This is a genomic window from Streptomyces afghaniensis, assembly GCF_044327915.1.
In the GTDB taxonomy this organism is placed as follows: domain Bacteria; phylum Actinomycetota; class Actinomycetes; order Streptomycetales; family Streptomycetaceae; genus Streptomyces; species Streptomyces afghaniensis.
The window spans coordinates 460,464-483,790 of the sequence record NZ_JBIRGJ010000009.1 but is presented as its reverse complement, the minus strand read 5'-3'; the positions used below and the strand labels follow the sequence as shown (position 1 = coordinate 483,790).

Genomic DNA, 23,327 nt, shown 5'->3' with positions numbered 1-23,327 from the left:
CCGCGGGACCGTTGCGGCCGGTCGCGCAGCTCCGCGCGCCCCTAAGGCGTGGTGGACGCGGGGCGTTTGTACATCCTGGTCGCCGTGATCTCGCTGTGCACCGCCTCCCCCGCCTGGGGCTGCTGCGGCAGTCCCGGGCGGAGGTGTTCCTCGACGCTGATGTACTTGAGGCCGGCTCTCAGGTCGGCGTCGTTGCGCATGCGGATGACCAGGGGGAACTCTGCGAGCGCCGTGGTGTCGAACAGGCCCGTGGTGTAGAGGAGCTGGACGCCCAGGGCGTCCGACACCGCCCGCTGGAGTTCCAGCAGGTACGTGGCGTTGGCGCGGCCGATGGGGTTGTCGAGGAACAGCGTGCCGGCGTGCCGGTGCTTGTCCCGGCCCCGGTCGTTCGAGCGCAGCGCGGCCATCGTGCAGTACAGGGCGATCGCGGCGGTGAGGAGCTGGCCGCCCGAGAAGACGTCGCCCATCTGGCCGACGGGGACGCGCTCGGCGCGCAGCACCGCGTCGGGCTTGAGGATCTCGACGGCGACACCCTTCGGCTGGAGCGCCGCGGCGACGCCCCGCAGCAGCAGGGACATGCCGTCACGCCGCAGGTCGGAGTTCTTCTTGACGGCGGCGCGGGTCGCCTCGTCGATGACCTCGCCCAGCCGCTCGGTGAGCGTGGCCTGGTCGGGCTCCTCGAAGCGGATGCGGAGGAACTCCTGTCCCGACCACTCGCCGAGGCCCTCCGGGAGGCGGGAGAGCCGCTGGGCGGAGCGCAGGGTGGCCAGGGCCGACTCGACCAGGCCGCGCAGGCGGTCCACGATCGAGTCGCGGTTGCGTTCCAGCTGCTCCAGCTCGTCGGTCAGGACCCGGAGCCGGGGCGCGAAGGCGTCGGCCCACTTCTGCGCGTGTTCGGGCAGCGCGGAGGCCGGCAGTTCGCGGATCTGCTGCCGTGCCGGGGTGCGGACCTGCTCGTAGCGCGTGGAGTTGGCATGCCGGACGAGGATGTCGCTGGCCTCGCGGACGGCGGCCTCCGCGGCGGACAGGTCGGCGGCGCAGCCGCGCAGGGAGCGGCGGGCCTCGGCGGCCGACTGCCGGGCCTCCTCCGGGCTGCCGGGGTAGGGCTCGGTCTCCTCCTGCTCCTCGTCCGTGGTGTGCTCGCGCAGCAGGTCGCGGAGCATGGCGGCGATCTCGTCGAAGCCGCTCGCCGCTTCCTCGGCGGCGCGGTGGGCGTCGAGGAGCTCGGCGTGCGCCTCGCGTGCCTGGTTCAGCGCCTCGGTGTGGGAGGCGAGTTCGGCCGTGGCGGTGCGCAGCAGGGCCTGCGCGTGCTCGGCGTCGCGCGGCCGGCGGTCCTCGGGGAGGTCGGTGTGCGCCTCGCCCTCCTCGGGCGCGTGCCGTTCGGCCTCGCCGCGCAGCCGCCCGAGCTGCTCGCTCGCGCTCGACATGCGGGTCTCCAGGAGCTGCACCAGCTCCTCGGCACGTGCGGCGGCGGCCTGGCGGCTGGGTCCGTCGGAGCCGTCGGGGGATTCGAGGAGCTGCTCCGCGCGCGTGCGGACCTTGTTGCTCAGCCGGTCCAGCTCCGCGCGGGCCGCGCTCTCGTCGCTCTCCGCGCGGGCCTGCTCGGCGCGCAGATCGGCGCCCACGCCGACCTTCTCGTACAGCTGCGACGCCGCCCGGTAGGCCTCGCGCAGGGCGGGCAGGGAGGCCTTCGGGGTCTGGGCGTCGCCCTCGGGTACGTCGTCGGGGGCGCCCGCGATCTCGGAGCGCTCGGCGCGCAGCGCGCGGGCGGTGCGGCGGGCGTCGTCCGCGGCGCGCTGGGCGGCCCGCCGGTCCTCGTCGGCGGCCCGGGCCCGCTCCAGGCAGGCCTGGGCGCTCGCCTCGGCCTCGGCTGCCTCGTCAGCCAGTTCCCGCAGCTTGACCTGCCAGCCGGCCCGCTCACGGAGGCGGAAGGCGAGTCCGGCCAGGGCGTCGGCGGAGCGGCGGGCCTTCTGGGCGGCCTCCTGCCGCTCGTCCCGGACGCGTGCGGCCTCGGCGGCTGCCTCGTCGGCCTCCGCGCGCACCGTGCGCGCCTCGGTCAGCTCGGCTTCCGACTCCTCGGCGAACGCGCGGGTGTCGTGTGCGGCCTGCGCCAGTTCGGCCAGCCGGCCGGCCGGGCAGCCGGTGCGCCAGGAGGCGAGCCGGGCGGCCAGTTCCCGGTCCTTGCCGAGCCGGGCGGCGAGCGTGCGGATCTCCTCGTCCCGCTCGGCCGCGCGGGCGCGCAGCGCCTGGCGCTCCTCGTCTGCGGCGTGTTCGTCGTGCATGGCCGGGTTCGGCGGGACGAGGAACACGTCACCGCTGTCGGTGTCCGGGGCGGGGGTGGGGGCGAGCAGAGCGGCAGCCGTGCCGACCGCCACGGCGGATCGGGGCAGCAGCGCCGCGTCGCCCAGCGCCTCCCGGGCGCGTGCGTGCGAGTCCGGGTCGGTGATGATCACACCGTCGACCAGTTCGGGCCGGGCGGCCAGCACGCGCGCGTGGTCGGCCGGGTCGACGGCCTGCGCGAGGTAGCGCCAGCCGGGCAGCGCGGGGATGCCGTGTTCGCCGAGGAACTCGACCGTGGCCAGCACGTCCGGGCCGGGCGGCAGCAGCCCGCCGTCACCGAGCGCGCCGAGGATCCGGGAGTCGTCGGCGGCGGCCGTACGCAGTTCGAACAGCTGCCGTTCGGCGGAGCTGACGGCGTCGTCGAGCAGTTCGCGCAGGTCGTCGGCGAAGCGGTCGAGCTCCTCGGGGCTGAGCCACTGCTCGCCGGGGACGGGCCGGGTGGCCGGCTCGCTGTCCGCGTCGTGGCGGGGCTGCGGGATGCCCGGGCGGGTCCCGGCGGTGAGGCTGAGCAGTTCCGCCAGCCGCTCCTCCCCCGCCAGTGCCTCGGCGGTGCGGCGCTCGGCCTCGTAGGACCGCTCGGCGGCCGTCGCCGCGTCCGCCGCGCGGGCCGCAGTCAGTTCCGCGCGGGTCTCGGCGGCGGCGGCTTCGCGCGCGTGCTCGGCGGCCCGGTGGGAGGCCTCGCGGGCCGAGTCCCACGCCGCGACGGCGGTCTTCTCGGCGTCGCTGGCGGCGAGGGCCGCCCGGGCCGGGTCGGCGTCGGGCGCGCTGTCGTCGAGCCAGCCGGCCCGGACCGCCTCGGCGGTCTCCTGCTCGACCTCGGCGAGGCGCTGCTTGAGGTGCCCGACCTCGCTGCGGGCCCGCTGCGCCTGCGTGGCGGCGGCGGTGGAGTCCCGGTAGGCGGCGTCGCTGACCTCCTGGAGGGCGGCGGAGCGTTCCTCTTCCTCGTTGGCGTGGTTCTCGGCGTTCTCGGCGGCCGCGTGCAGGGCCCGTACGAGGTCGACGGCGGCCTTGGAGCGGGCGGCCAGGGCCGGGGCGGCGTCGCGCTCCGCCTCCTGGATCGCGGCGGACACGCGGGCGACGCGGTCGGCGGCGGCGCGGTGGCGCAGTACGGCCTCGGCGGCTTGCCACGCGGAGTACAGCGTGCGGGCGTCGGCGAGTTCGCGCTTCTGCGCGGCGGCGGACTTCTCGGCCGCCGCGAGGGCCAGCGAGGCGTGCCGGTAGGCCAGTTCGGCGGAGATCAGCGCGCTGCGCTCGCGGGCCGCCTCGGCGTGGGTGACGGCATACGCGGCGGCGGTGACCCGCTGGGCCAGGTCGGCGGCCCGGGCCCGCTCCTGCACGCCGCGCGCGGTCAGTCTGCGCGCCAGGGTCCGGGTACGGCGCTCGGCTCCGGCGTGGATGTCACGCGCGCGTGAGCGGGCCTCGGCGGCCTCGACGATCCGTCCGAGCAGGTCGACGGACCCGGCGGTGAAGTCGCGCTCGGCGATCAGCTCGGCGCGCCGGCCCAGCTTGTTGCCGAAGCCGCTGACCAGGTCGGCGAGCCCGTCGGTGTCACGCGTGTCGGTGACGGCGCGCAGCAGCAGATCGGTGAAGTCGGCGTCCTTCTTGACCGCGAAGAGACCCGCGGCCTCACCCTCGTCGGCGTTCATCTCCCGCTGGTAACGGAAGAGTTCGGGGTCGAGGCCGAGGTCACCGAGGTGCTCGATCCAGCGGTCGTGGATCTCCTCCCAGTGCACCTCCAGGTGCGGGTACGTCTTTCCCGCCTCCATGAGGGCGTCGCGGAAGCCCTTCATCGTGCGACGCCGGCCGCGCGCGCCCGACTGGCCCTCGAGAGGGGCCCGCACGGCGGTGGACTCGGCCACGGGGAGGTTGTCGAGGCTCAGTCCGGGCCCGGGGCGGAAGGAGTACCAGGCCTCGGCGAACTTGCGCGGGTCGTTGGAGACCTGCCGGCCGCGCCACTCGCTGACCTTGCCGACGACGACGCACTCGCCGGTCAGCACGTGCTGCCACTCCAGCGCGACATGGCCGCAGTCGTCGGCGAGCAGGAACTTGCGCAGCACACCGGAGCTGGCGCCGCCGAGCGTGTTGCGGTGTCCCGGCAGCATCACGGAGAAGATCAGCTTGAGCAGCACCGACTTGCCGCCGCCGTTCTCCAGGAAGAGCACGCCCGCGGGCGCCGGCCTGCGCGGCGGGCCGACGGGCTCCTCCTCGAAGAACTCCGCCTGCGTGGGCGCGGGATCGGGCACGGGCTCGCCCACACCGCGCAGGTCAAGCACGGTGTCGGCGTAGCGCGCACCGGCGGGCCCGATGGAGTAGAGGCGGACCCGGGACAGCTCGTACATGGCGGACTTTCGTAAGGCTTCGTGAGGTGGGGGGTCAGGAGGAGTGGAACGGCAGCCCGGCGTCGGCGACCAGGTCCAGGTCGTCGCTCTCCTCGGGGGGCAGCAGCGTCGGTGTGCCGTCGGTGACCGGGACGACGCCCAGCTCCAGCAGCTCGGCCAGGGCGGCACTGCCGGCCATGTCGCGGACCTGGAGCTGGTAGCGGGCGGTCGTGCGGTACGTGCCGCCGTTGTCGTCGCCGGTGCGCTGGAGGAAACCGGAGTCGGTGAGGAACGCGACGGCCTTGGCGACGATGCCGGTGGTCGAACCGGCGAGCCGGCGCGCGTCCTTGGTGGCCCCGGTGGAGCTGCGCCGCACCCAGATCCGCCAGGCGGCCTCCAGACCGGGCGCGTCGGTGGCCGGGTCGGTGTTCTCGCCCTGTTCGGCGGCGCGCTCCTCCAGCCGGCGGCAGGCCTGGCGGACGAAGGCGTCGACGCCGTTGACCGTGACGCGGCCGATGTAGCCGTCGTCGGCGAGGTCCTCGGGGCGCGGGAACGCCATGGCGGCGACGGCGAGATGGGCGAGCCCGTGCAGGAACCGGTCGCCGCCGTCGGCGGACGTACGACGCGCGTAGTCACCCATGCGGACGGCGAACACCGAGTCCTCGGCGGCGGTCACGGCCATGCCCGCGCGCGGGGACACCTCCAGCACGATCAGCCCCAGCCCGGTCGCCACGGCGTCGGCGAGCCGCGCGAAGGGCGGGTCCTCCCGGTAGCGCCGCAGCAGGTCCGCGTACTCCTGGTCGCGCGCGGGCTGGAGCTTGGGCTGCAGCCCGAAGGACACGAGCCGAGCCGCGTCGGCGGCGTCGGCGGGAGTGACGGCGGCCGGGGCCGTCGGGGCCGGGACTTCCGGCTCACTCCACTCGACATGCTCGCTCACGGTCGGGACTCCTTGTGCCACTCGTACTGACTCATGCTGCTTCCGTCCGGTCCGCCGCCATCCCCGCCGCGTCCAGCAGCGCGGTACCGACGATCAGATCCGCTCCGCCGAACTCCGGATCGTCGAGCTCGGTCCCGTCGTCCACGGCGAACAGCAGCTTCTGCTCGCCCTGGCGATAGGCCGTACCGACCGGCGGACTGGCCGCGTGCACCGCCAGCAGGGCCACGAGATACGGCAGCTCGGGATCCTGCCGCCGGGCCTCGGCCAGCAGCCCGGACAACCGGCGCGGCGCGTCCGCCGGCAGGTCGAGCAGCTCCTGCGCGGCCGCCATCTGCTCCTCGCTGAACCGGCTGTCGTCGGGCGTGGCGATGAGGTCCGGCTCGGGCATCTCCGCACCCAGGTGCTCCCGCTCCACCGGCGGCGTCAGCAGTATGTCGACAAGGTCCCCGACCCGGACGGACACCGGCGTACGCAACCCGGTGCCGTGGCCGAAGAACGCGTCCGTGACCCGCACGGCCTGCTCCAGCGGCAGCGGCAGGACGGGGGAGACGAGATGCCCGTAGAGGTCGATCCCGGAGGCGGTCGCCGGCGTGGCGAAGGCCTGCCGGTCCTGCTCGGCGCGGAACAGCGGGCCGGCCTCGAGCAGCCGGGACTGCAACTGCGTGTGCCGCCGGATGCAGTCCTTGACGATGTCGACGAGCTCGGCGGCGCGACGCTTGTGCTCGGGCTCCTCGGACTCGTCGCGGGCCTTGCGGATGTTCGTGAGGATCGCGTTCTCGTGGCGATAGCGGTCGGCCACGTGCTCGAGGGCCTCGGCGATCATGTCGGGCACGGTGGTGAGCCAGTCCACCGCGCGCACGTTGCGCCGGGTCGCCTCCAGGGCGCGGCGCAGGGTCTCCGAGTACTGCACGGTGCGGTAGCGGGCCTGTTCGGCCGCGAGCTGGGCGTCGGCGAGCCGGCCGCGGCTGATCAGCACCTCCAGCTTGACCTCGGCGGCGATCTGCGCGCTGGTGACGTCCGTGTCGAGGGCACCGACGAGGACGTTGACCGCCTCGTCCGTCGTGCGCAGGTAGACCGTGCCGCCCGGGCCCGGGACCTCCTCGATCAGCTTGAAGTCGTAGTCACGGCGCACATACGTGCCGTCCGCCCCGAACGTGCCGTACACCGCGCGGAAGCCGCGGTCGACGCTGCCGACGTTGATCAGGTTCTCCAGGACCCAGCGGGCCACCCGCTCGTGCTCGGCGGCGGGCCGCCGCGGGGCCTGGGCGGCGATGCGCGGGATGAGGCGGGCGACGATCTGGTCGTGGTCCGCGCCCGTGTCGAAGTCCATGTTGAGGGTGACGAGGTCGATGGCCGCGAGGGCGACCTCCGCCATGCCGTACACCGAGTACTCACCGGCGAGGTTGGCCTTGCGCGCGTCGAGGTCGTGCAGCGGCGCGGTGCAGGCGAGTGCGCGCAGGCGGCGCGCCAGGCCCTCGTCGGCGGCCGGCCCCAAGGCGGGGCGCGGCCCCGCGCTGAGCTGGGGCGGAACGCTGTCCGTCGATGCAGGCGAAGTCACGGTGCACAGACTAGGTCCTGGGTCTGACAACGACCCAAACGGCGTGGGCCTCGTCAGCCGTCCTCGCCGACCCGCCGCCGGTACACCTCGACGACCCGTTCCAGCGAGTCGTCGAGGTAACCGGCGAGCAGACGCTCGGCCTCGTCCCGGTCCCCCGCCTGAAGCGCCTCAAGAATCTTGACATTTCGCGCGATGTACGGCTCGTGCAACTGTTGCGGTTCATCCACCACGTGGAACGCGAGGCGCAGTTCGGCAAACACACTCCGCATCAGCTCGGCGGTGCGCTCGCTCGCCGCGAGGGCGACCAGTTCCCGGTGGAAGTGGATGTTGGCCGTGCCCACACCCTTCCAGTCGCCTTCCCGTGCCGCCTGCCGGCCCTCCTGCACGGCGCCGGCGAGCCCGTCGAGGCCGTAGGGCGGCTCGCCGAGGCCCCGCACGACGGCACACTCGACGAGCCTTCGGGTGCGGTAGATGTCCTCGACGTCCTCGACGGTCAGGACCCGGACGAAAACGCCCCGGTTCAGCTCGTGGACGAGCAGGCGTTCGTGCGTGAGCAGCCGGAACGCCTCGCGCAGCGTGTTGCGGGAGACACCGAGCGCGCCGCCGATGCTGTCCTCGGACAGCCGGGTCCCGGGCGGGAAGTAGCCCTCGGCGATCCGGCTCCTGAGGATGTCCGAGACGCGTTCGGCGGTGCTGGTGCGACCCAGGAGAGCCCGGTCGTCGGAGAGGTCCCTCAGCTGCTCTGGCATGCCGGAATTCAATCGCAGATTTCAAGAACGAACCAACATAGGTATTGAGGGATCGTTGAACAATCCTCTACGGTGCTAGGCACGGCTCGCTCCCGAAGCGGCCGGGCTCACTCTCAGAGCACCCCCACTGCTCAGTCCGAAGCACCCTCCGTCCCCCCTTCGAGGTGCCCATGAGCACGACTCCTCCACCGCAGGCCCTGACCGACGACACGCGCCCCGACGCGGCCGGACACACCGCCGGTGACGGTGCGTTCGGCTGGCTGCGCGCCCTGGGGCCGCGCGGCCGACGCGCGTTCGCCGGTGCCTTCGGCGGCTATGCCCTGGACTCGTACGACTACTTCACGCTGCCGCTGAGCATGGTCGCGCTCTCCGCCTACTTCGGGCTGAGCAGCGGCCAGACCGGCCTCTTCACGACGGTCACCCTGGTGGTCTCCGCGATCGGCGGCGCCCTCGCGGGCGTCCTCGCGGACCGCATCGGCCGGGTGAAGGCGCTGATGCTCACGGTGATCACCTACGCGGTCTTCACCGTCGCCTGCGGCTTCGCGCCCAACTACGAGACACTGCTGGTCTTCCGCGCCCTCCAGGGCCTCGGTTTCGGCGGCGAGTGGGCGGTCGGCGCGATCCTGGTCGCCGAGTACGCGAGCGCCAGGCACCGGGGCCGCACCCTCGGCGCGATCCAGAGCTCCTGGGCCGTGGGCTGGGGAATGGCCGTGATCGCCTACACCGTCATCTTCTCGGTGGCCGGCGACGATCTGGCCTGGCGCATCATGTTCTGGACCGGGGCGCTGCCCGCGCTGCTCGTCATCTGGGTGCGGCGCAGTGTGCACGACGCGCCCGAGGCGGCCGCCGCTCGTGAACAGAGCGCGGAGAAGGGCTCGTTCACGGCGATCTTCAAGCCCGGCCTGCTGCGGACGACCGTCTTCGCGGTGCTGCTCTCGACCGGCGTCCAGGGCGGCTACTACACGCTCGCCACCTGGGTGCCCACCTACCTCAAGTCCGAGCGCAACCTGTCGGTCGTCGGCACCGGCGGCTATCTGACGTTCCTGATATCGGGTGCCTTCATCGGCTATCTGACGGGCGGTTACCTCACCGACAAGCTGGGCCGGCGGCGCAACATCTGGCTCTTCGCCCTGCTGTCGGCGATCTGCATCGTGGCGTACGCGAACATCCCGAGCGGCGCCAACACCCTGATCCTGGTGCTCGGTTTCCCGCTCGGCTTCTGCATGTCGGCGATCTTCAGCGGCTTCGGCTCGTACCTGAGCGAGCTGTACCCGACGGCGGTGCGCGGAACCGGACAGGGCTTCACGTACAACACCGGGCGCGCGGTGGGTGCCGTCTTCCCGACGACGGTCGGTTTCCTGGCCGACAGCTGGGGCGTGGGCGGCGCGCTGGTCTTCGGGGCGATCGGCTACGGCATCGCGGCGCTGGCGCTGCTCGGGCTGCCGGAGACGCGCGGGAAGGAGCTCACATGAACCGCACGAGTACCGAGACCGGGGACCGTCCCGTCGTCCTCGCCGACGAGCACGCGCGCGCGTGGAGCCCGGAAACGGCCCGGGCCCGCTTCCGGGAGGGCCTGACGGGCCCCACCGCCGGGGTCGCTGCGGGCCAGACCCAAACCAACCTGATCTCGGTGCCCGCCGACTGGGCCTACGACATGCTGCTGTTCTGCCAGCGCAACCCCAAGCCCTGCCCGGTCCTCGACGTCACGGACGCGGGGTCCTGGACCACCGTGCTCGCTCAGGGCGCGGACCTGCGCACCGACCTGCCGCGCTACCGGGTGTGGCGGGACGGCGAGCTGGTGGACGAGCCGACGGACGTGCGCGCGTACTGGCGGGACGACCTGGTGTCGTTCCTGATCGGGTGCAGCTTCACCTTCGAGTGGGCGCTGAGCGAGGCGGGCGTTCCGATCCGCCACGTCGAGCAGGGCCGCAACGTCCCGATGTACGTCACCGGCCGGCAGTGCCGTCCGGCGGGGCGGCTGCACGGCCCGATGGTGGTGTCCATGCGGCCGGTGCCGCCGGAGCACCTGGCGGCGGCGATCCGGGAGAGCGGTCTGCTGCCGGCGGTGCACGGCAGCCCCGTGCACTGCGGCGATCCCTCGGGCCTCGGCATCGACGACCTCGGCCGCCCCGACTTCGGCGACCCGGTGGCCGCCGAGCCGGACGACATCCCGGTGTTCTGGGCCTGCGGAGTGACCCCGCAGGCGGCCGTGATGGCCTCGCGCCCGCCGTTCGCGCTCACCCACGCCCCCGGGCAGATGTTCCTCACCGACGCCCGCGACGAGCAGTACCGCGTGGCCTGACAGGAGACACTGGATTCATGGCCTGCATCGACCTGAACGCCGACCTCGGCGAGGGCTTCGGCCGCTGGCGGCTCACCGACGACGAACGGCTGCTGTCGGTCGTCACCAGCGCCAACGTGGCGTGCGGCTTCCACGCCGGGGACGCGGCCACCATGCGCCGGGTGTGCGAGCTGGCGGCCGAGCGCGGCGTCCGGATCGGCGCCCAGGTGTCCTACCGGGACCTGGCCGGGTTCGGGCGGCGCGCGATGGACGTGCCGTCCGCCGAGCTGGCGGCCGAGGTGGCCTACCAGATCGGCGCCCTGGAGGTCTTCGCCCGCGCGGCGGGTGCCCGGGTGGCCTACGTGAAACCGCACGGCGCGCTCTACAACCGGGTCGTGCACGACGAGGAGCAGGCCGCCGCGGTCGTCGACGGCGTGCTCCTCGCGGACGCCACCCTGCCCGTGCTCGGCCTGCCCGGCTCGCGCCTGCTGCAACACGCCGGGAAGGCGGGGCTGCCGGTCGTCACGGAGGCGTTCGCGGACCGGGCGTACACCGACGAGGGCACGCTCGTGCCGCGGACCCTGGACGGCGCGGTCGTCACCGACCCCGACACCGTCGTGGAACGGTCGCTCGGCATGGCCCGCCACGGCGAGGTCGTCTCCCACTCGGGGACCCGGATCGAGGTACGCGCGCGTTCCCTGTGCCTGCACGGCGACACACCCGGCGCGGTGGAGCTGGCCCGCCGGGTGCGGGAGCGGCTGGAGGCGTCGGGCGTCCGGGTGGAGGCCTTCGCATGAAGGTCCTGCCCGTCGGCGAGGACGCCCTGCTCGTCGAGGTCTCCTCGGGCGACGAGGCCCAAGCCCTGCACGCCGAGCTGCTGCGCCGTCGCGCGGAGGGCTCGCTGTCGGCCCGCGAGATCGTGCCCGCGGCCCGCACGGTCCTCCTCGACGGCCTCGACGCCCCCGCCCGGGTGGCCGCGGAACTGACCGCCGCCGAGCTGCCGCCGGCTCCCCCACGCGCGGGTGCCGTGGTCGAGCTCCCGGTGCGCTACGACGGACCGGACCTGGCCGACGTCGCCGCGCACTGGGGCGTGCCGGAGCATGAGGTCGCCCGCATCCACGCGGGGACGGAGTTCCGGGTCGCCTTCTGCGGCTTCGCCCCCGGCTTCGGCTACCTCACCGGGCTGCCGCCGCGCTACGACGTACCCCGCCGCGCCACCCCGCGCACGGCCGTCCCGGCCGGTTCGGTCGCGCTGGCGGGCCCGTACACCGGCGTGTACCCGCGCTCGTCGCCAGGCGGCTGGCAGCTGATCGGCACGACGGACGCCGTCCTGTGGGACCACGCGCGCGTGCCGGCCGCGCTGCTGTCGCCGGGCACGCGCGTGCGGTTCGTCCCCGTCGAGCCGGTGGGGCGGCCATGAGCGACCGAGCGCTCGCCGTCGTACGGGCCGGGGCCCTGACCACCGTGCAGGACCTGGGGCGCCCCGGGCACGCCCACCTCGGTGTGCCACGATCCGGGGCTCTGGACCGCCCCGCGGCGGACCTCGTCAACCGGCTGACGGGCAACCCGCCCGCGGCGGCCGTGCTGGAGACGACCGTCAACGGCTGTGCCCTGCGCCCCCGTTCCACCGTCACCATGGCCGTGGCGGGCGCGCCCTGCCGGGTCACGGTGGACGGACGGCCCGCCGCCTGGGGCGCGCCGGTGCGCGTGCCCGGCGGGGCCCTGCTGGACGTCGGACCTGCCGCGTCGGGCCTGCGCAGCTACGTGGGCGTCTGCGGGGGCGTCGCCGTCGAGCCGGTGCTCGGCAGCCGCTCCTCCGACCTGCTGTCGGGGCTCGGCCCGCCCCCTCTCACGGACGGCACGGTGCTTCCCCTGGGCCGGCCGACAGGCGTGCACGCGCCCGTGGACGTCGCCCCACAGCCGGCGCCACCGGCCGAGCTGGTCCTGCGGGTGACACTCGGGCCGCGCGACGGCTGGTTCACGCCTCAGGCCGTACGCGCCTTCGTCTCGCGTCCCTACCGGGTGTCCCCGGCGAGCAACCGCATCGGGCTGCGCACGGAGGGGGCCGCCCTGGAGCGGGTCCGGCCCGGGGAACTCCCCAGCGAGGGCATGGTGCTGGGCGCCGTCCAGGTCCCGCCCGACGGCAGGCCGGTGGTGTTCCTCGCCGACCACCCGACCACCGGGGGGTATCCGGTGATCGCGGTGGTCCGCGCCGCCGACCTCGCGGCCGCCGCCCAGGCGGTTCCGGGCACGCCGGTCCGCTTCGTGGCCGTACGACGCCGCTGAACCGGCCGGCCCCCGTCGGTCGCCACCGGCTGTCAGGCCGCGTCCGGCTGCTCCGCCACCGAGAGGGCGGCGAGCGCGGCGGACACGGCCGCGGAGGCCCTCAGGTCGAGCCGGGCGCTCGTGCCCCGGGCGCGGTGCCGGAGCTCGTCGGCGGCGAGTGTCAGGAGCTGGGGCAGCAGGTCGGTGCACCGGCGGGCCACCCAGCCGGTGCCCGCCGTGGCCAGCCACCACAGGCTCGCCGACCTGGTCGGGCCGGGGAACCCGGGCTCGGCCGAGGGCGCGGGCCCCGTCGCGAGGCCGTGTTCCTCGAGCAGCGCGTGGAAGCGCAGGGCCAACTGCCGGTGCCCGCGCTCCCCGGGGTGCAGCCGGTCCGCGCTCCACAGGGCCCGGTCCGTGATCCAGTCGCCCTCGCAGGCGTGCAGGTGCACAGCTCCGTACCGGTCGGACAGCGCGTGGACGACCGTGTTCACGGCCCGCTGCCGCCGCGCCAGCGGGTGGGCGAGTGCCCCCGGCAGCCCGAGCATCGTGCCCGGGTCGGGCAGGCAGGCGGTGAGCAGGACCGCGCCCTGCTCGCTGAAGGCCGCGTACACCTGGTCGAGCCGGGCGGCCACGGCCTGGATGTCGAAGGTGCAGCGCAGGGTGTCGTTGACGCCGATGACGACGGACACGAGGTCGGGCTTCAGGGCCAGCCCGGCGGGCAACTGCCGCTCCAGCACGTCCCGGGTCTGCGACCCGCTCACCGCGAGGTTGGTGAACGCGACCGGCTCCTCGGCGAGCCCGTCCGCGAGCAACGCGGCCCAGCCGCGCCAGGCCCCGTCGCCGACGGGATCCCCCACGCCCTCGGTGAGCGAGTCCCCGAGGGCCACGAACCTCACGGGCCCTTCGAACCGCGGGGGTCTCATGCCACGCCCCCGGGCACGAAGGGCGGAACCGGACGCACCGGGACAGCCGCGTCGTGGGCGGCGAGAAACGCGTCGACCGCCGCGTCCCACCCGAAGCACTCCGCACGCGCCCGTGCCCGCTCGCGCCGGTCCGCCTCCAGACGTTCCAGCAGCAGGTCCACGGCGTCCGCGAAGGCCTCTCCATGGTCCGCCGCGACCGCTCCGGCGGAGCCGATCACCTCCGGCAGCGCGGACGACGCGCTCGCAACCACCGGCGTGCCGCACGCCATGGCCTCCAGCGCGGCGAGCCCGAACGTCTCGGCGGGACCCGGCGCCAGGGCCACGTCGGCGGACGCCTGCAGGGCGCCGAGCAGCCCGCGGTCGGAGACGTGCCCGAGGAAGGTGACCGGCAGGCCGCTCTCCCGGGCCCGCTGTTCGAGCCGGGCGCGCAGCGGTCCGTCCCCGGCCACCACCAGCACCGCCCGGCGTCCGCGTCGCCGCAGGGCCTCCAGGGCGTCCAGCGCCGTGCCGGGCCGCTTCTCCACGGACAGCCGCGAGCACATCACCAGCAGCGTCTCGTCCACGCGCGCGTGCCGCGCCCGCAGTTCCGGATCGCGCAGCGCGGGATGCCGCTGCACCAGGTCGACGCCCAGCGGGGCGCGGACGACGTTGCGTGCCCCGATGCGCACGAACTCCCGCTCTGCGAACTCGGTGGTGCACACCACGCGCGCGTACGTGTGTGCCGTACGGACGTTGAGGGCGTCGGCGGCACGCCGGGCGGCCCCCTCGGGCAGGCCCCAGGTGCGCAGCACACCGTCGGCGGTCTCGTGGGAGACCATCACGGCCGGGACCCGGGCGCGCCGCGCCCACTTGCCGGTCCACCTGAGGGTCGTACGGTCGGACACCTCCAGCCGGTCCGGCGCGACTTCCTCCAGGAGCCGGGCCACCCGCCGCTTGTCGGCGAGCACGCGGTAGCCGCCGGTGCCGGGCAGCAGCGGCCCGGGAAGGGTGATCACCCGCCCCTGCTCGGTCTCCTGGTCGGTCATCCGCTCGCCGGGGACCACGAGGACGGGCTCGTGCCCGGCCGTCTTGTAGCCCTTGCCCAGTTCGCGCAGGGCGGTGCGCAGGCCGCCGGACGCGGGCGCGACGAAGTTGGCGAGCCGCACGATCCGCAGCGACTGGCGGCCGCGGCTGCTGTCACCCGAACGCCAGTGGCTCATGCCGCCACCGCCGTCCTGCGCCCGGCGAGCACGTTCGCGTAGTGCCCGATCAGCTGGTCCCCGACGGCCGCCCAGGTGCGGCCCTCCACGGTGGCGCGCCCGGCGGCCCCGAAGGCGGCCCGCAGCCCGGCGTCGGCGGCCAGGGACCGCACCGCGTCCTGTACGGCGGTCGCGTCGCGCGGCGGCACCAGCAGGCCGGTGCGCCCGTGGGCGACCAGGTCCAGCGGCCCGCCCGCTGCGGGCGCCACCACCGGCAGGCCGCTGGCCATGGCCTCCTGCACCGTCTGGCAGAAGGTCTCGAAGGGGCCCGTGTGCGCGAAGACGTCGAACGAGGCGAAGACCCGGGCGAGGTCGTCACCGGTACGGCGGCCGAGGAAGACCGCGCCGGGCAGCGCCTGCTCCAGGCCGGGCCGGCTCGGGCCGTCGCCGACGACCACGACCCGGACGCCCTCCAGGCCGCAGGCGCCGGCGAGGAGTTCGACCTGCTTCTCGGGGGCGAGCCGGCCGACGTAGCCGACGATCAGCTCACCGTTCGGGGCGAGTTCGCGGCGCAGGGCCTCGTCGCGGCGGTCGGGCCGGAAACGTGCGGTGTCCACGCCGCGCGGCCACAGCTTGACCCGGGGCACTCCGTGCGTCTCCAGGTCGTTCAGGGCGGCGCTGGAGGGGGCGAGGGTGAGGTCGGCGGCGCCGTGGACGGAGCGGATGCGCCGCCAGGCGGCGGCCTCTCCGGCGCCCATGTAGGTACGGGCGTATCCGGCCAGGTCGGTCTGGTAGACGGCGACGGCGGGGATGCCGAGGCGGGCGGCGGCGGCCATGCCGCGCACACCGAGGACGAAGGGGCTGGCGAGGTGGACGACATCGGCACGGTGCTCGATGAGGGTGGCGGCCAGGCGGCGGCTGGGGAGGGCTACGCGGACCTGGGGGTAGCCGGGGAGCGGGAGGGAGGGGACGTGGACGACGGGGCACGGCGCGGACGCGTCGGGCTTGTTGCCCGGCGCGGGGGCCGGGGCGACGACGACGGGGGCGTGACCGCGATCGACGAGGTGCCGGGCGGTCTGGAGCGCGCAGTGGGCCACGCCGTTCACGTCGGGGGGAAAGGATTCGGTCACGATGACGACACGCATACCGGTGTTCTCGCCGTGCCGGACGTGGCCGCGTCAACGTGGATCTTTCCGGACGAGGAACGTCCTATGAGCGTTCTGAGGCGCACCCGCGCAGGTCAGGCCGCGTCCATGCGCTCCTGACCCGCGAGTCATCCCCCGTTCACCCGGGCGGCCTGATTCCGCCCTGGCGCTCTTGCACGAAGGGGGTCACACGCTCACGCAGAGGGGGGTCACACAGCGGTCTCCTCGGGACCGATCCGGCTCCGTACGGCCGTCTGGACCTCGGCCTCCTCGGCAGGGTCGGCGGCGAGCCGGCGCAGTCGCTCGACGACACGGGCGTCTCCGGTCTCGGCGTGCCGGGCGGCGATCTCCCGGGTGGTCTCCTCGCAGTCCCACAGGCACTCGACGGCGAAGCCGGTGGCGAAGGAGGGGTCGGTGGCGGCGAGGGCACGGGCGGCCCGGCCGCGCAGATGGGAGGAGGCGGTCTCGCGGTAGATGTGGCGGAGCACGGGCGCGGCACAGGCGATGCCGAGCCGTCCGGTGCCGTCGACCAGGGTCCACAGGGTCGGCGCGTCGGGGCCGTCGCCCCGTACGGCTTCGCGTAGCGCCGCGAGGACCAGGTCGCGGTCCTGCGCCCCGCCCCGGCAGGCGAGGACGCGTCCGGCGGCGGCCCCCAGCGCGTCCGGCCGCCGGGCCCAGCCGCGCGCCTGGTCCACGGCGGCGAGCGAGCGCATGCGTTCGAAGGCGGCGACGGCGGCGTCCACGACCACCGTCGAGCCGGTGGCCACGGCGCCCTCGATCAGGCCGAGGACGTCGGGATCGTTGCCGTCGGCGAGGTAGCGCAGGGCGGTGCACCGGGCTCCGTCGCCGCCGTCCTTCGCCGCCTGGATGATCTCGGCCCGGTCCTCGGGGCCCGCCACGGCGGTGAGACAGCGGGCGGCCGGGACATGGAGTGCGGCGCCCCGTTCGAGGCCTTGCTGGGCCCATTCGAAGACGGCCTGCACACTCCACCCTGGGCGGGGGCCGGCCGGCCGCATCTGCCGCTGCCAGCGGTCGAAACAGCCCGTCTCGTGGGCGGCGCGCACGCGTGTGGCGACGGATTCGCGGGGGTCCTCGGCCCACAGCCGCCACGGCCGTGGTTCGAAGGCGTCCCGGACGGCGGCGGCCAGCTCGGCGTCGCCCTCCGGATCGGCCGGGAACCGCGCGAGGACGGGTGCGGCGAGGGCGCGCAGGCCCGCGTCGTCGTCCCTGAGGGCCAGTTCGTCGAGGGCCCAGGCCCAGTTGGAGCCGTGGGCGGCGTACCTGCGCAGCAGTTCGAGCGCGTCCCGCCTGCCGTAGGAGGCGAGGTGCCCGAGGACGGCGAGGGCGAGCCCGGTGCGGGACTCGTCGGCGTCGAGGACGTCCTCGGCGCCGAAGAGGTGGGCCTCGATCTCGTCGAGCTCGCCGTTCAGGTCGAGGTAGAGGCGGGCGTAGTAGAGGGAGCGGTTCTCCACCTGCCAGTCGTGGCGGGGATCGCGCAGCACGCACTGGTTCAACGCCGCGAGCGCCTCGGGGCGCGGGGCGGTGAGCGCGTGCAGCGTGCCGTCGCCGCGGCCCCGCTGGAGCAGGCCGAGCAGCGTACCGCTGGGCGCTATGACCGGATCGAACATGGGAAACAGCCTCACATCAAGCGTCGACGCAACCGGGGACGTGTACTACCTGGCCGCGCGACAACACGTCGGAGTGTCCGCCGTTTCCTGCTTGCTGTAGACCATCTTCCTCTGCCTCTCGTCGGTGGCCCTTGCGGACCGCTTCACGGCCCGCGCGGTGCGGCAACACCTGCCCAACCATCACGTCCGTGAACCACGTCGTCATGATGACTCGGCACTTCCGTCTGCCGCGACCGAAATTTCGGCGGCCCCGTCCCGCCTCCCCCGTTTTCGTTGTCGTTCCAGGTCAGACTGGCCGGCTCAGCGCTCGCCGAACAGTTCGAGCAATTCCGTCCGGCCGAACATCCGGGCGGTGTCGACCGCCGAGGGGGTGCCGGCGGACGGGTCGGCGCCGCCCTCCAGGAGGGCCTTGATGACGTCCGCCTCGCCCTTGAAGACCGCTCCCGCGAGCGGGGTCTGGCCCCGGTCGTTCACCCGGTCGGCCTCGGCTCCGCGGGCGAGCAGCGCACGCACCGCCTCGGAGTGGCCGTGGTAGGCGGCGAGCATCACGAGCGAGTCACCGCGGTCGTTGGTGAGGTCGGCCGGAACGCCCGCGTCGACGTACGCCACAAGTGCCTCCGTCTGTCCCCGCCGGGCCAGATCGAAGATCTTGGTCGCCAGCTCCACGACCTCGGGGTCGGGGCCTTCGGTCATCGGCCGGACCGCCTCTCACATCACACGTCTGTCGGGTGCGTACGCCTGCGACCGGTGCAGCCGTACGAGTGAATCGCCAGGGTACTGGCTCGCGCGGCACATGACCCGATGTGCCCGAGGTAAAGATCACCACAGACCCAGCCGAGCGCAAGAGCCCAGCGCGACCGAGCCGGGAGCCACTCCGCCAGCCAGGGGAAATGGTACGCATTTCACCCAGTTGCACCTTTTATCGTATGGATACATCCTGTGAGCCTGGAAGTACTCATGGTGACTGTCCCCGCGAACCAGGAGACCTCAAATGATCCTCTCCATCTCAGGCGTGGTCCTGCTCGGCATCGTCGTCTTCATCTTCTTCCGCAAGGACGGCCTGAAGGCCTCGCATGCGGTGGTCACGATGCTGTTCGGCTTCTATCTGGCGAGCACGGCCATCGCCCCGAGCATCAAGGCGGGCGGCGAGAGCCTGGCGAGCCTCCTCGGCGGAATCAAGTTCTGACGACGCCGCCCCCCGTACGCATCCCGCCCGTACGCACTCTCTGGAGGCAGCAGTGGCCCGGCGCCCCCTCCCCCGCATTCTGAGCAACGGCAGCGCGCAGCTCGCCCGGAGCCGGGAGCTGGCCCGGACGGCGGCCGACAGTGCCACGGACATCCTCCACCCGCTGATCACGATCACGCGCGGTCTGCGCCGGCTGGCAGTGGCCGGGCGGCGCAGATGGACCGAGACCCCCAGGGAGAGACGGGGGGCGCTGCTGTTCCTCGTGGCCTCCGTGCTCCTGGTCGTGGCACTGCTGCCGTACGGACCGCTGCTCGCCGCCGTCACTCTGATGGCGGCTGCGGCCTGGACGGGACGGGACCGCAAGCCGACGGTTCCCGAGGGACCCGACGAGTCGCAGACCGAGCGCCTCCAAGCGCTCTACGAGGCCCTCGTGCCGTACTTCTCCTCCACCGAGGACCCCGAGCCGCTGTACGCCCACGGCGGTGCGTGGGACAAGGCCTTCCCCACCTACGCGTTCGACGGCGGCGGCCGGATCTCGCACCTGGTGGTCCGCTACCCGGCGTACTTCACGGACGGCGAGGCCGAGGCCCGGGCCCGGATCGAGCACCTGCTCGCAGCCAAGTCGGGCCGGGGCCGCGAGTACCACTTCACGTGGGACGAGGAGGGCAACCAGTTGACGGTCAGCGTGCTCCTGCCGCTGCCCGTCGACATCGCCGCCCAGCGTTTCGTCACCACACCCTGCGAGACGGTCCTCGGCTTCACCGACCCCACCGAGGTCCGGCGCACGCTCCCCCTCACCTTCGGCGCGCAGCAGCGGGACGTGCCCCCGGTCGTCTGGCGCACGGGCCTGCGCTCGACCGAGCCCCATCTGCTCGCCCTGGGCCAGCCGGGCAGCGGCACCTCGACCCTGCTGCGGTCCATCGCCCTCCAGGCCCTCCAGCACGGTGACGTGGTGATCGTCGACGGCGGCGGCACCGGCGAGTACGCCTGCCTGACCGGCCGGGACGGCGTCCTGGCCGTCGAGTGCGGGCTCACCGGGGCGCTGGCCAGCCTGGAGTGGGCCGCGCACGAGACCGAACGCCGCCTCATCGCCGCCAACCGCGCCCATCAGGCGGGCCACCCGCCGCCCGACGACACCAAGCGTCCCCTGTGGATCCTCCTGGACCGCCCGACGGCGTTCACCCATCTGGCCGCCGCCGACGACCGCAAGGACCCGCAGACCCTCCTCCAGGTCCCCCTGCGGCACGGTCGCCCGGCGAACGTGACGGTGGTGGTGGCCGACCAGCTCGACAGCGTCGACGCCCTCACCGAGGCCGTACGGCAGCACACCCGCGCGCGCGTGGTCCTCGGCCCGGCGACAGCTGCCCAGGTCGAGTCCGCCCTGGGAGTCCCCCCGCGCACCACCCCCGTGGACCAGGTCCCGCCCGGCCGCGGCTACGCCCGCCTGGGCACCGGCCCGGTCCACCGCCTCCAGGTCCCGGCCACCCCCAACCCCTACGACGACGCGACGTCCGACGCCCACCGCCAGGCGGTACTGGACCTCCTGCCGCCCCGCACGACACCGGCGGACGGGGAAACGGTGCCCGATCCGGACCCGGCGCAGGGCGAACCGGAGCTGGTCGGGCCGGAGCCGGCGGAACCGGAGCCGGTGGAAGCCGAGCCAGTACCGGTACTGCCGGAACCGGCAGACCGAAAGCCGGTCCCGGTCCTGACGAAAACCACCAAGACGTCCTAGCCGCCATCAGTCAGGCCGGTTCCCGCAGCTGCGGGGACCGGGCCCTACGCCACGAACGTCCGCGGCGACTCACCGGCCCCCACTCCCCCGTCCTCCACGATCCGCGCCGCCGCCGCCAGCCGCGCCGCCGCCTCCTCGGCCACCGCACCGCCCACGGTGAACGGCAACCGCACATATCCCTCGAACGCTCCGTCCACGCCGAACCGAGGCCCGGACGGCACCCGCACGCCCACCCGCTCCCCCGCCTCCGCGAGCCGCGACCCGGACAGACCGCCCGTCCGCACCCACAGCGTCAGCCCGCCACGAGGCACCTCGAACTCCCACCCGGGCAGCTCCCGCCGCACCGCCGCCACGATCTCGTCCCGGTTCTCCCGCGCCTGCTCCCTGCGCACCTGAACGGCCTGCTCCCAGCCCCTCGTGCCGAACAGCCAGTTCACGGCCAGCTGCTCCAGCACCGGAGTGCCGAGGTCCGCGTACGCCCGCGCCGCGACCAGACTGCGGATCACGTCCGGCGCGGCCCGCACCCACCCGATGCGCATCCCGGCCCAGAAGGCCTTGCTCGCCGACCCCACGGTGATCACCGTCGACCCGGCCGGATCGAAGGCGCACACCGCCCGCGGCATCCGCACGTCCGGGTCGAGCCACAGCTCGCTCATCGTCTCGTCGGCGATCAGCACGGTCCCCGCGGACCTGGCCGCGTCGACCAGGCGCCGCCGCTGGTCCTCGTCGGCGAGCGCACCGGTCGGGTTGTGGAAGTCCGCGACGACGTAGGCGATCCGGGGCGCGGCGTCCCGCAGGACCTGCCGCCAGCGGTCCATGTCCCATCCGGAGAGCCCCTCGGCCATCGCGACGGGCACGAGCCGGGCCCCTGCCTCCCGCATCAGCTGAAGGATGTTGGCGTACGAGGGCGACTCGACGGCGATGCGCTCGCCCCGCCCGGCGAACAGATGACAGATCGCGTCGATCGCGCCCATCGCCCCGGTCGTCACCATGATCTGCTCGGGCATGGTCGGTATCCCGCGCGCGGTGTAGCGCTCGGCGATCATCGACCGCAGCGCGGGCAGCCCCGCGGGGTAGTCGCCGTGCGTGTGCGCGTACGGCGGCAGTTCCTCCAGCGCGCCCTGCACGGCCCGGGTCAGCCACGGCTCCGGGGCCGGAAGCGCCGCACAGCCCAGGTCGATCATCGAACCGAGGGCCTCCGGCGGCAGCGGTTCCAGCCCTCGCGCGGGCAGCGGGTTCCCGGCCGGTACGGCCGTCCAACTGCCCGCGCCGCGCCGGGACTCCAGGAAGCCCTCGCTGCGCAGAGCCTCGTACGCGGCGGCGACCGTCGTACGGCTGACGGACAGGGAGAGGGCGAGTTCCCGCTCGGCGGGCAGTCGGGCGGCCACCGGGACCCGCCCTTCGAGCACCAGCAGGCGGACGCCGTCGGCGAGCGCGCGGTAGGCGGGCGGCCGGCGCGTGCCGGGCCCTGCCGGGCGGTCCTGCTGGGAGTTGAGCAACCGCGCGAGCTGTGCCGCACCCACGGCCGAGGTCCACTGCGCCATGAGAATCAGTCCACCTTCCCCGGATTGGCCATGGATGGCCTCTCCATCCAAGCCACAGGGTGTCATGCATCAGTCCACTACCAACAGGGGGGCACATCATGTCCACGCAGCGGCGGCTCGCCCGACGACTGACGCAGCTCTACGTCGGTCTCGCGCTGTACGGGGCGAGTTCGGCGCTCCTGGTCCGGTCCGGCCTCGGACTGGAGCCGTGGAACGTGCTGCACCAGGGGCTCGCCGAGCGGACCGGTCTGTCGATCGGTGTCGTGCTGACCATCGTGGGCGCCGCGGTGCTGCTCGCGTGGATCCCACTGCGCCAGCGGCCGGGCCTGGGCACGATCTCCAACGTGCTGGTCATCGGTATGGCGATGGACGCGACCCTGGCCCTGGTGCCCGACGCGCACGGCTGGGCGGTCCGCGTGGGCCTGCTGGTGGCGGGGATCGTCCTGAACGGCGCGGCGACCGGCCTGTACATCGCGGCCCGCTTCGGCCCCGGCCCGCGCGACGGCCTGATGACGGGGCTCCACCAGCTCACGGGCGTCTCGATCCGCCTGGTGCGCACCGGCATCGAGCTCACGGTCGTGGCGACCGGCTTCGCGCTGGGCGGCACCGTCGGAGCCGGCACCCTCCTGTACGCGGTGGCCATCGGCCCGCTCGCCCAGCTGTTCCTGCGCGTGTTCGCCGTCCCCGCGGCATCCGGCGGCAGCACGGTCGTTGCCACCGGTCAACCCCGAGGAGCGATACTGCGTCCGTGACCCCGCGGATACGCCATCCCTACCTCGACCATCCCGGCCCGATCGCCTTCGCGCACCGGGGCGGGGCCGCGGACGGCCTGGAGAACACCGTGCGGCAGTTCCGGTGCGCCGTCGAGGCGGGCTACCGCTACATCGAGACCGACGTCCACGCCACCCGGGACGGCACACTCGTCGCCTTCCACGACGCGACCCTGGACCGGGTGACGGACGGCGCGGGCCGGATCGCCGACCTGCCCTGGCAGGAGGTGCGCCACGCGCGCGTGGCCGGCGAGGAACCGGTGCCGCTCTTCGAGGAGCTCCTGGAGACCTTCCCGGACGTGCGCTGGAACGTCGATGTCAAGGCGGAGGCCGCCCTGCTGCCCTTCCTCGACCTGGTCGGCCGGACGAACTCGTGGGACCGGATCTGCCTCGGCTCGTTCTCCGAGGCCCGCGTGGTGCGCGCCCAGCGGCTGGCCGGTCCGCGCCTGGCCACCTCGTACGGCACCCGGGGGGTGCTCAATCTGCGGCTGCGCTCCTGGGGGCTGCCGGCCGCGGTGCGCCGCTCGGCGGTCGCCGCCCAGGTGCCCGAGATCCAGTCCGGCATACAGGTCGTGGACCACCGCTTCCTCCGCGCCGCCCACGCGCGCGGGCTCCAGGTGCACGTGTGGACCGTCAACGACCCGGAGAGCATGCACCGGCTTCTGGACCTCGGCGTGGATGGCATCATGACCGATCACATCGACACGTTGCGCAAGGTCATGGAGGACCGCGGCGTCTGGGTCTGAGACCCCCGGCCGGTCGCCTCTGCG

19 protein-coding genes are annotated in these 23,327 nt (G+C 74.0%); 9 read left to right on the top strand and 10 right to left on the bottom strand.

The window, feature by feature from the left end:
• Positions 1 to 41: 41 nt before the first annotated feature.
• The 4 genes from ACH4G3_RS34205 to ACH4G3_RS34190 are packed head-to-tail and all read right to left on the bottom strand — an operon-like array spanning position 42 to position 7,902.
• The gene (locus ACH4G3_RS34205) at positions 42 to 4,679 is read right to left on the bottom strand and encodes a hypothetical protein (protein ID WP_397628106.1); all 4,638 of its coding nucleotides are present in this window, start codon (positions 4,677 to 4,679) and stop codon (positions 42 to 44) included.
• 34 nt (positions 4,680 to 4,713) lie between these two features.
• On the bottom strand, positions 4,714 to 5,595 hold the full coding sequence (locus tag ACH4G3_RS34200) for a hypothetical protein (RefSeq protein WP_397628105.1): 882 nt from the start codon (positions 5,593 to 5,595) through the stop codon (positions 4,714 to 4,716).
• Positions 5,596 to 5,626: 31 nt separating this feature from the next.
• Positions 5,627 to 7,153, bottom strand: coding sequence for a hypothetical protein (locus tag ACH4G3_RS34195; RefSeq protein ID WP_397628104.1), 1,527 nt, complete (start codon positions 7,151 to 7,153; stop codon positions 5,627 to 5,629).
• Between the two features lie 53 nt (positions 7,154 to 7,206).
• Complete coding sequence (locus ACH4G3_RS34190; protein ID WP_397628103.1) at positions 7,207 to 7,902, bottom strand: GntR family transcriptional regulator; 696 nt, start codon at positions 7,900 to 7,902, stop codon at positions 7,207 to 7,209.
• 170 nt (positions 7,903 to 8,072) lie between these two features.
• On the opposite strand from ACH4G3_RS34190, the gene ACH4G3_RS34185 reads away from it, so the two are divergent.
• The 5 genes from ACH4G3_RS34185 to ACH4G3_RS34165 are packed head-to-tail and all read left to right on the top strand — an operon-like array spanning position 8,073 to position 12,469.
• Positions 8,073 to 9,374 (top strand): MFS transporter, encoded by a 1,302-nt coding sequence (locus ACH4G3_RS34185; RefSeq protein WP_397628102.1) that lies wholly within the window; start codon positions 8,073 to 8,075, stop codon positions 9,372 to 9,374.
• A complete protein-coding gene (locus tag ACH4G3_RS34180) occupies positions 9,371 to 10,204 on the top strand; it encodes a putative hydro-lyase (RefSeq protein WP_397628101.1) in 834 nt (277 codons plus the stop codon). The genes ACH4G3_RS34185 and ACH4G3_RS34180 overlap by 4 nt, the downstream gene beginning before the upstream one ends.
• A 17-nt stretch (positions 10,205 to 10,221) precedes the next feature.
• Complete coding sequence (locus tag ACH4G3_RS34175; protein ID WP_397628100.1) at positions 10,222 to 10,980, top strand: LamB/YcsF family protein; 759 nt, start codon at positions 10,222 to 10,224, stop codon at positions 10,978 to 10,980.
• On the top strand, positions 10,977 to 11,603 hold the full coding sequence (locus ACH4G3_RS34170) for a 5-oxoprolinase subunit B family protein (RefSeq protein WP_397628099.1): 627 nt from the start codon (positions 10,977 to 10,979) through the stop codon (positions 11,601 to 11,603). The genes ACH4G3_RS34175 and ACH4G3_RS34170 overlap by 4 nt, the downstream gene beginning before the upstream one ends.
• Positions 11,600 to 12,469, top strand: a complete 870-nt coding sequence (locus tag ACH4G3_RS34165) for a 5-oxoprolinase subunit C family protein (RefSeq protein WP_397628098.1) — start codon at positions 11,600 to 11,602, stop codon at positions 12,467 to 12,469. The genes ACH4G3_RS34170 and ACH4G3_RS34165 overlap by 4 nt, the downstream gene beginning before the upstream one ends.
• Positions 12,470 to 12,501: 32 nt before the next feature.
• On the opposite strand, the gene ACH4G3_RS34160 is transcribed toward ACH4G3_RS34165, so the two are convergent.
• From ACH4G3_RS34160 to ACH4G3_RS34140, 5 genes are all read right to left on the bottom strand, one after another.
• On the bottom strand, positions 12,502 to 13,371 hold the full coding sequence (locus ACH4G3_RS34160; RefSeq protein WP_397628097.1) for an SGNH/GDSL hydrolase family protein: 870 nt from the start codon (positions 13,369 to 13,371) through the stop codon (positions 12,502 to 12,504).
• On the bottom strand, positions 13,368 to 14,570 hold the full coding sequence (locus ACH4G3_RS34155) for a glycosyltransferase (RefSeq protein WP_397628096.1): 1,203 nt from the start codon (positions 14,568 to 14,570) through the stop codon (positions 13,368 to 13,370). Before ACH4G3_RS34155 ends, ACH4G3_RS34160 begins: the two co-directional genes overlap by 4 nt.
• Positions 14,567 to 15,694, bottom strand: a complete 1,128-nt coding sequence (locus ACH4G3_RS34150) for a glycosyltransferase family 4 protein (RefSeq protein WP_397628095.1) — start codon at positions 15,692 to 15,694, stop codon at positions 14,567 to 14,569. Before ACH4G3_RS34150 ends, ACH4G3_RS34155 begins: the two co-directional genes overlap by 4 nt.
• A 209-nt stretch (positions 15,695 to 15,903) precedes the next feature.
• Positions 15,904 to 17,322: a HEAT repeat domain-containing protein gene (locus ACH4G3_RS34145; RefSeq protein ID WP_397628094.1), complete on the bottom strand. Its 1,419-nt coding sequence runs from the start codon at positions 17,320 to 17,322 to the stop codon at positions 15,904 to 15,906.
• A gap of 300 nt (positions 17,323 to 17,622) precedes the next feature.
• Positions 17,623 to 18,015: an ankyrin repeat domain-containing protein gene (locus ACH4G3_RS34140; RefSeq protein ID WP_397628093.1), complete on the bottom strand. Its 393-nt coding sequence runs from the start codon at positions 18,013 to 18,015 to the stop codon at positions 17,623 to 17,625.
• A gap of 298 nt (positions 18,016 to 18,313) precedes the next feature.
• Here ACH4G3_RS34140 and ACH4G3_RS34135 point away from each other — a divergent pair, with 298 nt between their 5' ends.
• A complete protein-coding gene (locus ACH4G3_RS34135) occupies positions 18,314 to 18,508 on the top strand; it encodes a hypothetical protein (RefSeq protein WP_003988891.1) in 195 nt (64 codons plus the stop codon).
• 52 nt (positions 18,509 to 18,560) lie between these two features.
• Entirely contained in the window at positions 18,561 to 20,243 is a 1,683-nt protein-coding gene (locus ACH4G3_RS34130; protein ID WP_397628092.1) for a hypothetical protein, read from the top strand.
• 44 nt (positions 20,244 to 20,287) lie between these two features.
• On the opposite strand, the gene ACH4G3_RS34125 is transcribed toward ACH4G3_RS34130, so the two are convergent.
• Positions 20,288 to 21,787, bottom strand: a complete 1,500-nt coding sequence (locus tag ACH4G3_RS34125) for an SCO1417 family PLP biosynthesis transcription factor (protein ID WP_397628091.1) — start codon at positions 21,785 to 21,787, stop codon at positions 20,288 to 20,290.
• A gap of 98 nt (positions 21,788 to 21,885) precedes the next feature.
• On the opposite strand from ACH4G3_RS34125, the gene yczE reads away from it, so the two are divergent.
• Together yczE and ACH4G3_RS34115 are read left to right on the top strand one after the other, a co-directional pair.
• Entirely contained in the window at positions 21,886 to 22,539 is a 654-nt protein-coding gene (gene yczE / locus ACH4G3_RS34120; RefSeq protein ID WP_397628090.1) for a membrane protein YczE, read from the top strand.
• Positions 22,536 to 23,303, top strand: coding sequence for a glycerophosphodiester phosphodiesterase family protein (locus ACH4G3_RS34115; protein WP_397628089.1), 768 nt, complete (start codon positions 22,536 to 22,538; stop codon positions 23,301 to 23,303). Before yczE ends, ACH4G3_RS34115 begins: the two co-directional genes overlap by 4 nt.
• Positions 23,304 to 23,327 lie beyond the last annotated feature (24 nt).

Bases quoted from the DNA above. Each gene is read 5' to 3' on its own strand.
- ACH4G3_RS34205 (WP_397628106.1), bottom strand. From the start codon at position 4,679: ATGTACGAGCTGTCCCGGGTCCGCCTCTACTCCATCGGGCCCGCCGGT.
- ACH4G3_RS34190 (WP_397628103.1), bottom strand. From the start codon at position 7,902: ATGCCAGAGCAGCTGAGGGACCTCTCCGACGACCGGGCTCTCCTGGGT.
- ACH4G3_RS34185 (WP_397628102.1), top strand. From the start codon at position 8,073: ATGAGCACGACTCCTCCACCGCAGGCCCTGACCGACGACACGCGCCCC.
- ACH4G3_RS34180 (WP_397628101.1), top strand. From the start codon at position 9,371: ATGAACCGCACGAGTACCGAGACCGGGGACCGTCCCGTCGTCCTCGCC.
- ACH4G3_RS34175 (WP_397628100.1), top strand. From the start codon at position 10,222: ATGGCCTGCATCGACCTGAACGCCGACCTCGGCGAGGGCTTCGGCCGC.
- ACH4G3_RS34170 (WP_397628099.1), top strand. From the start codon at position 10,977: ATGAAGGTCCTGCCCGTCGGCGAGGACGCCCTGCTCGTCGAGGTCTCC.
- ACH4G3_RS34165 (WP_397628098.1), top strand. From the start codon at position 11,600: ATGAGCGACCGAGCGCTCGCCGTCGTACGGGCCGGGGCCCTGACCACC.
- ACH4G3_RS34160 (WP_397628097.1), bottom strand. From the start codon at position 13,371: ATGAGACCCCCGCGGTTCGAAGGGCCCGTGAGGTTCGTGGCCCTCGGG.
- ACH4G3_RS34155 (WP_397628096.1), bottom strand. From the start codon at position 14,570: ATGAGCCACTGGCGTTCGGGTGACAGCAGCCGCGGCCGCCAGTCGCTG.
- ACH4G3_RS34150 (WP_397628095.1), bottom strand. From the start codon at position 15,694: ATGCGTGTCGTCATCGTGACCGAATCCTTTCCCCCCGACGTGAACGGC.
- ACH4G3_RS34145 (WP_397628094.1), bottom strand. From the start codon at position 17,322: ATGTTCGATCCGGTCATAGCGCCCAGCGGTACGCTGCTCGGCCTGCTC.
- ACH4G3_RS34140 (WP_397628093.1), bottom strand. From the start codon at position 18,015: ATGACCGAAGGCCCCGACCCCGAGGTCGTGGAGCTGGCGACCAAGATC.
- ACH4G3_RS34135 (WP_003988891.1), top strand. From the start codon at position 18,314: ATGATCCTCTCCATCTCAGGCGTGGTCCTGCTCGGCATCGTCGTCTTC.
- ACH4G3_RS34125 (WP_397628091.1), bottom strand. From the start codon at position 21,787: ATGGCGCAGTGGACCTCGGCCGTGGGTGCGGCACAGCTCGCGCGGTTG.
- yczE (WP_397628090.1), top strand. From the start codon at position 21,886: ATGTCCACGCAGCGGCGGCTCGCCCGACGACTGACGCAGCTCTACGTC.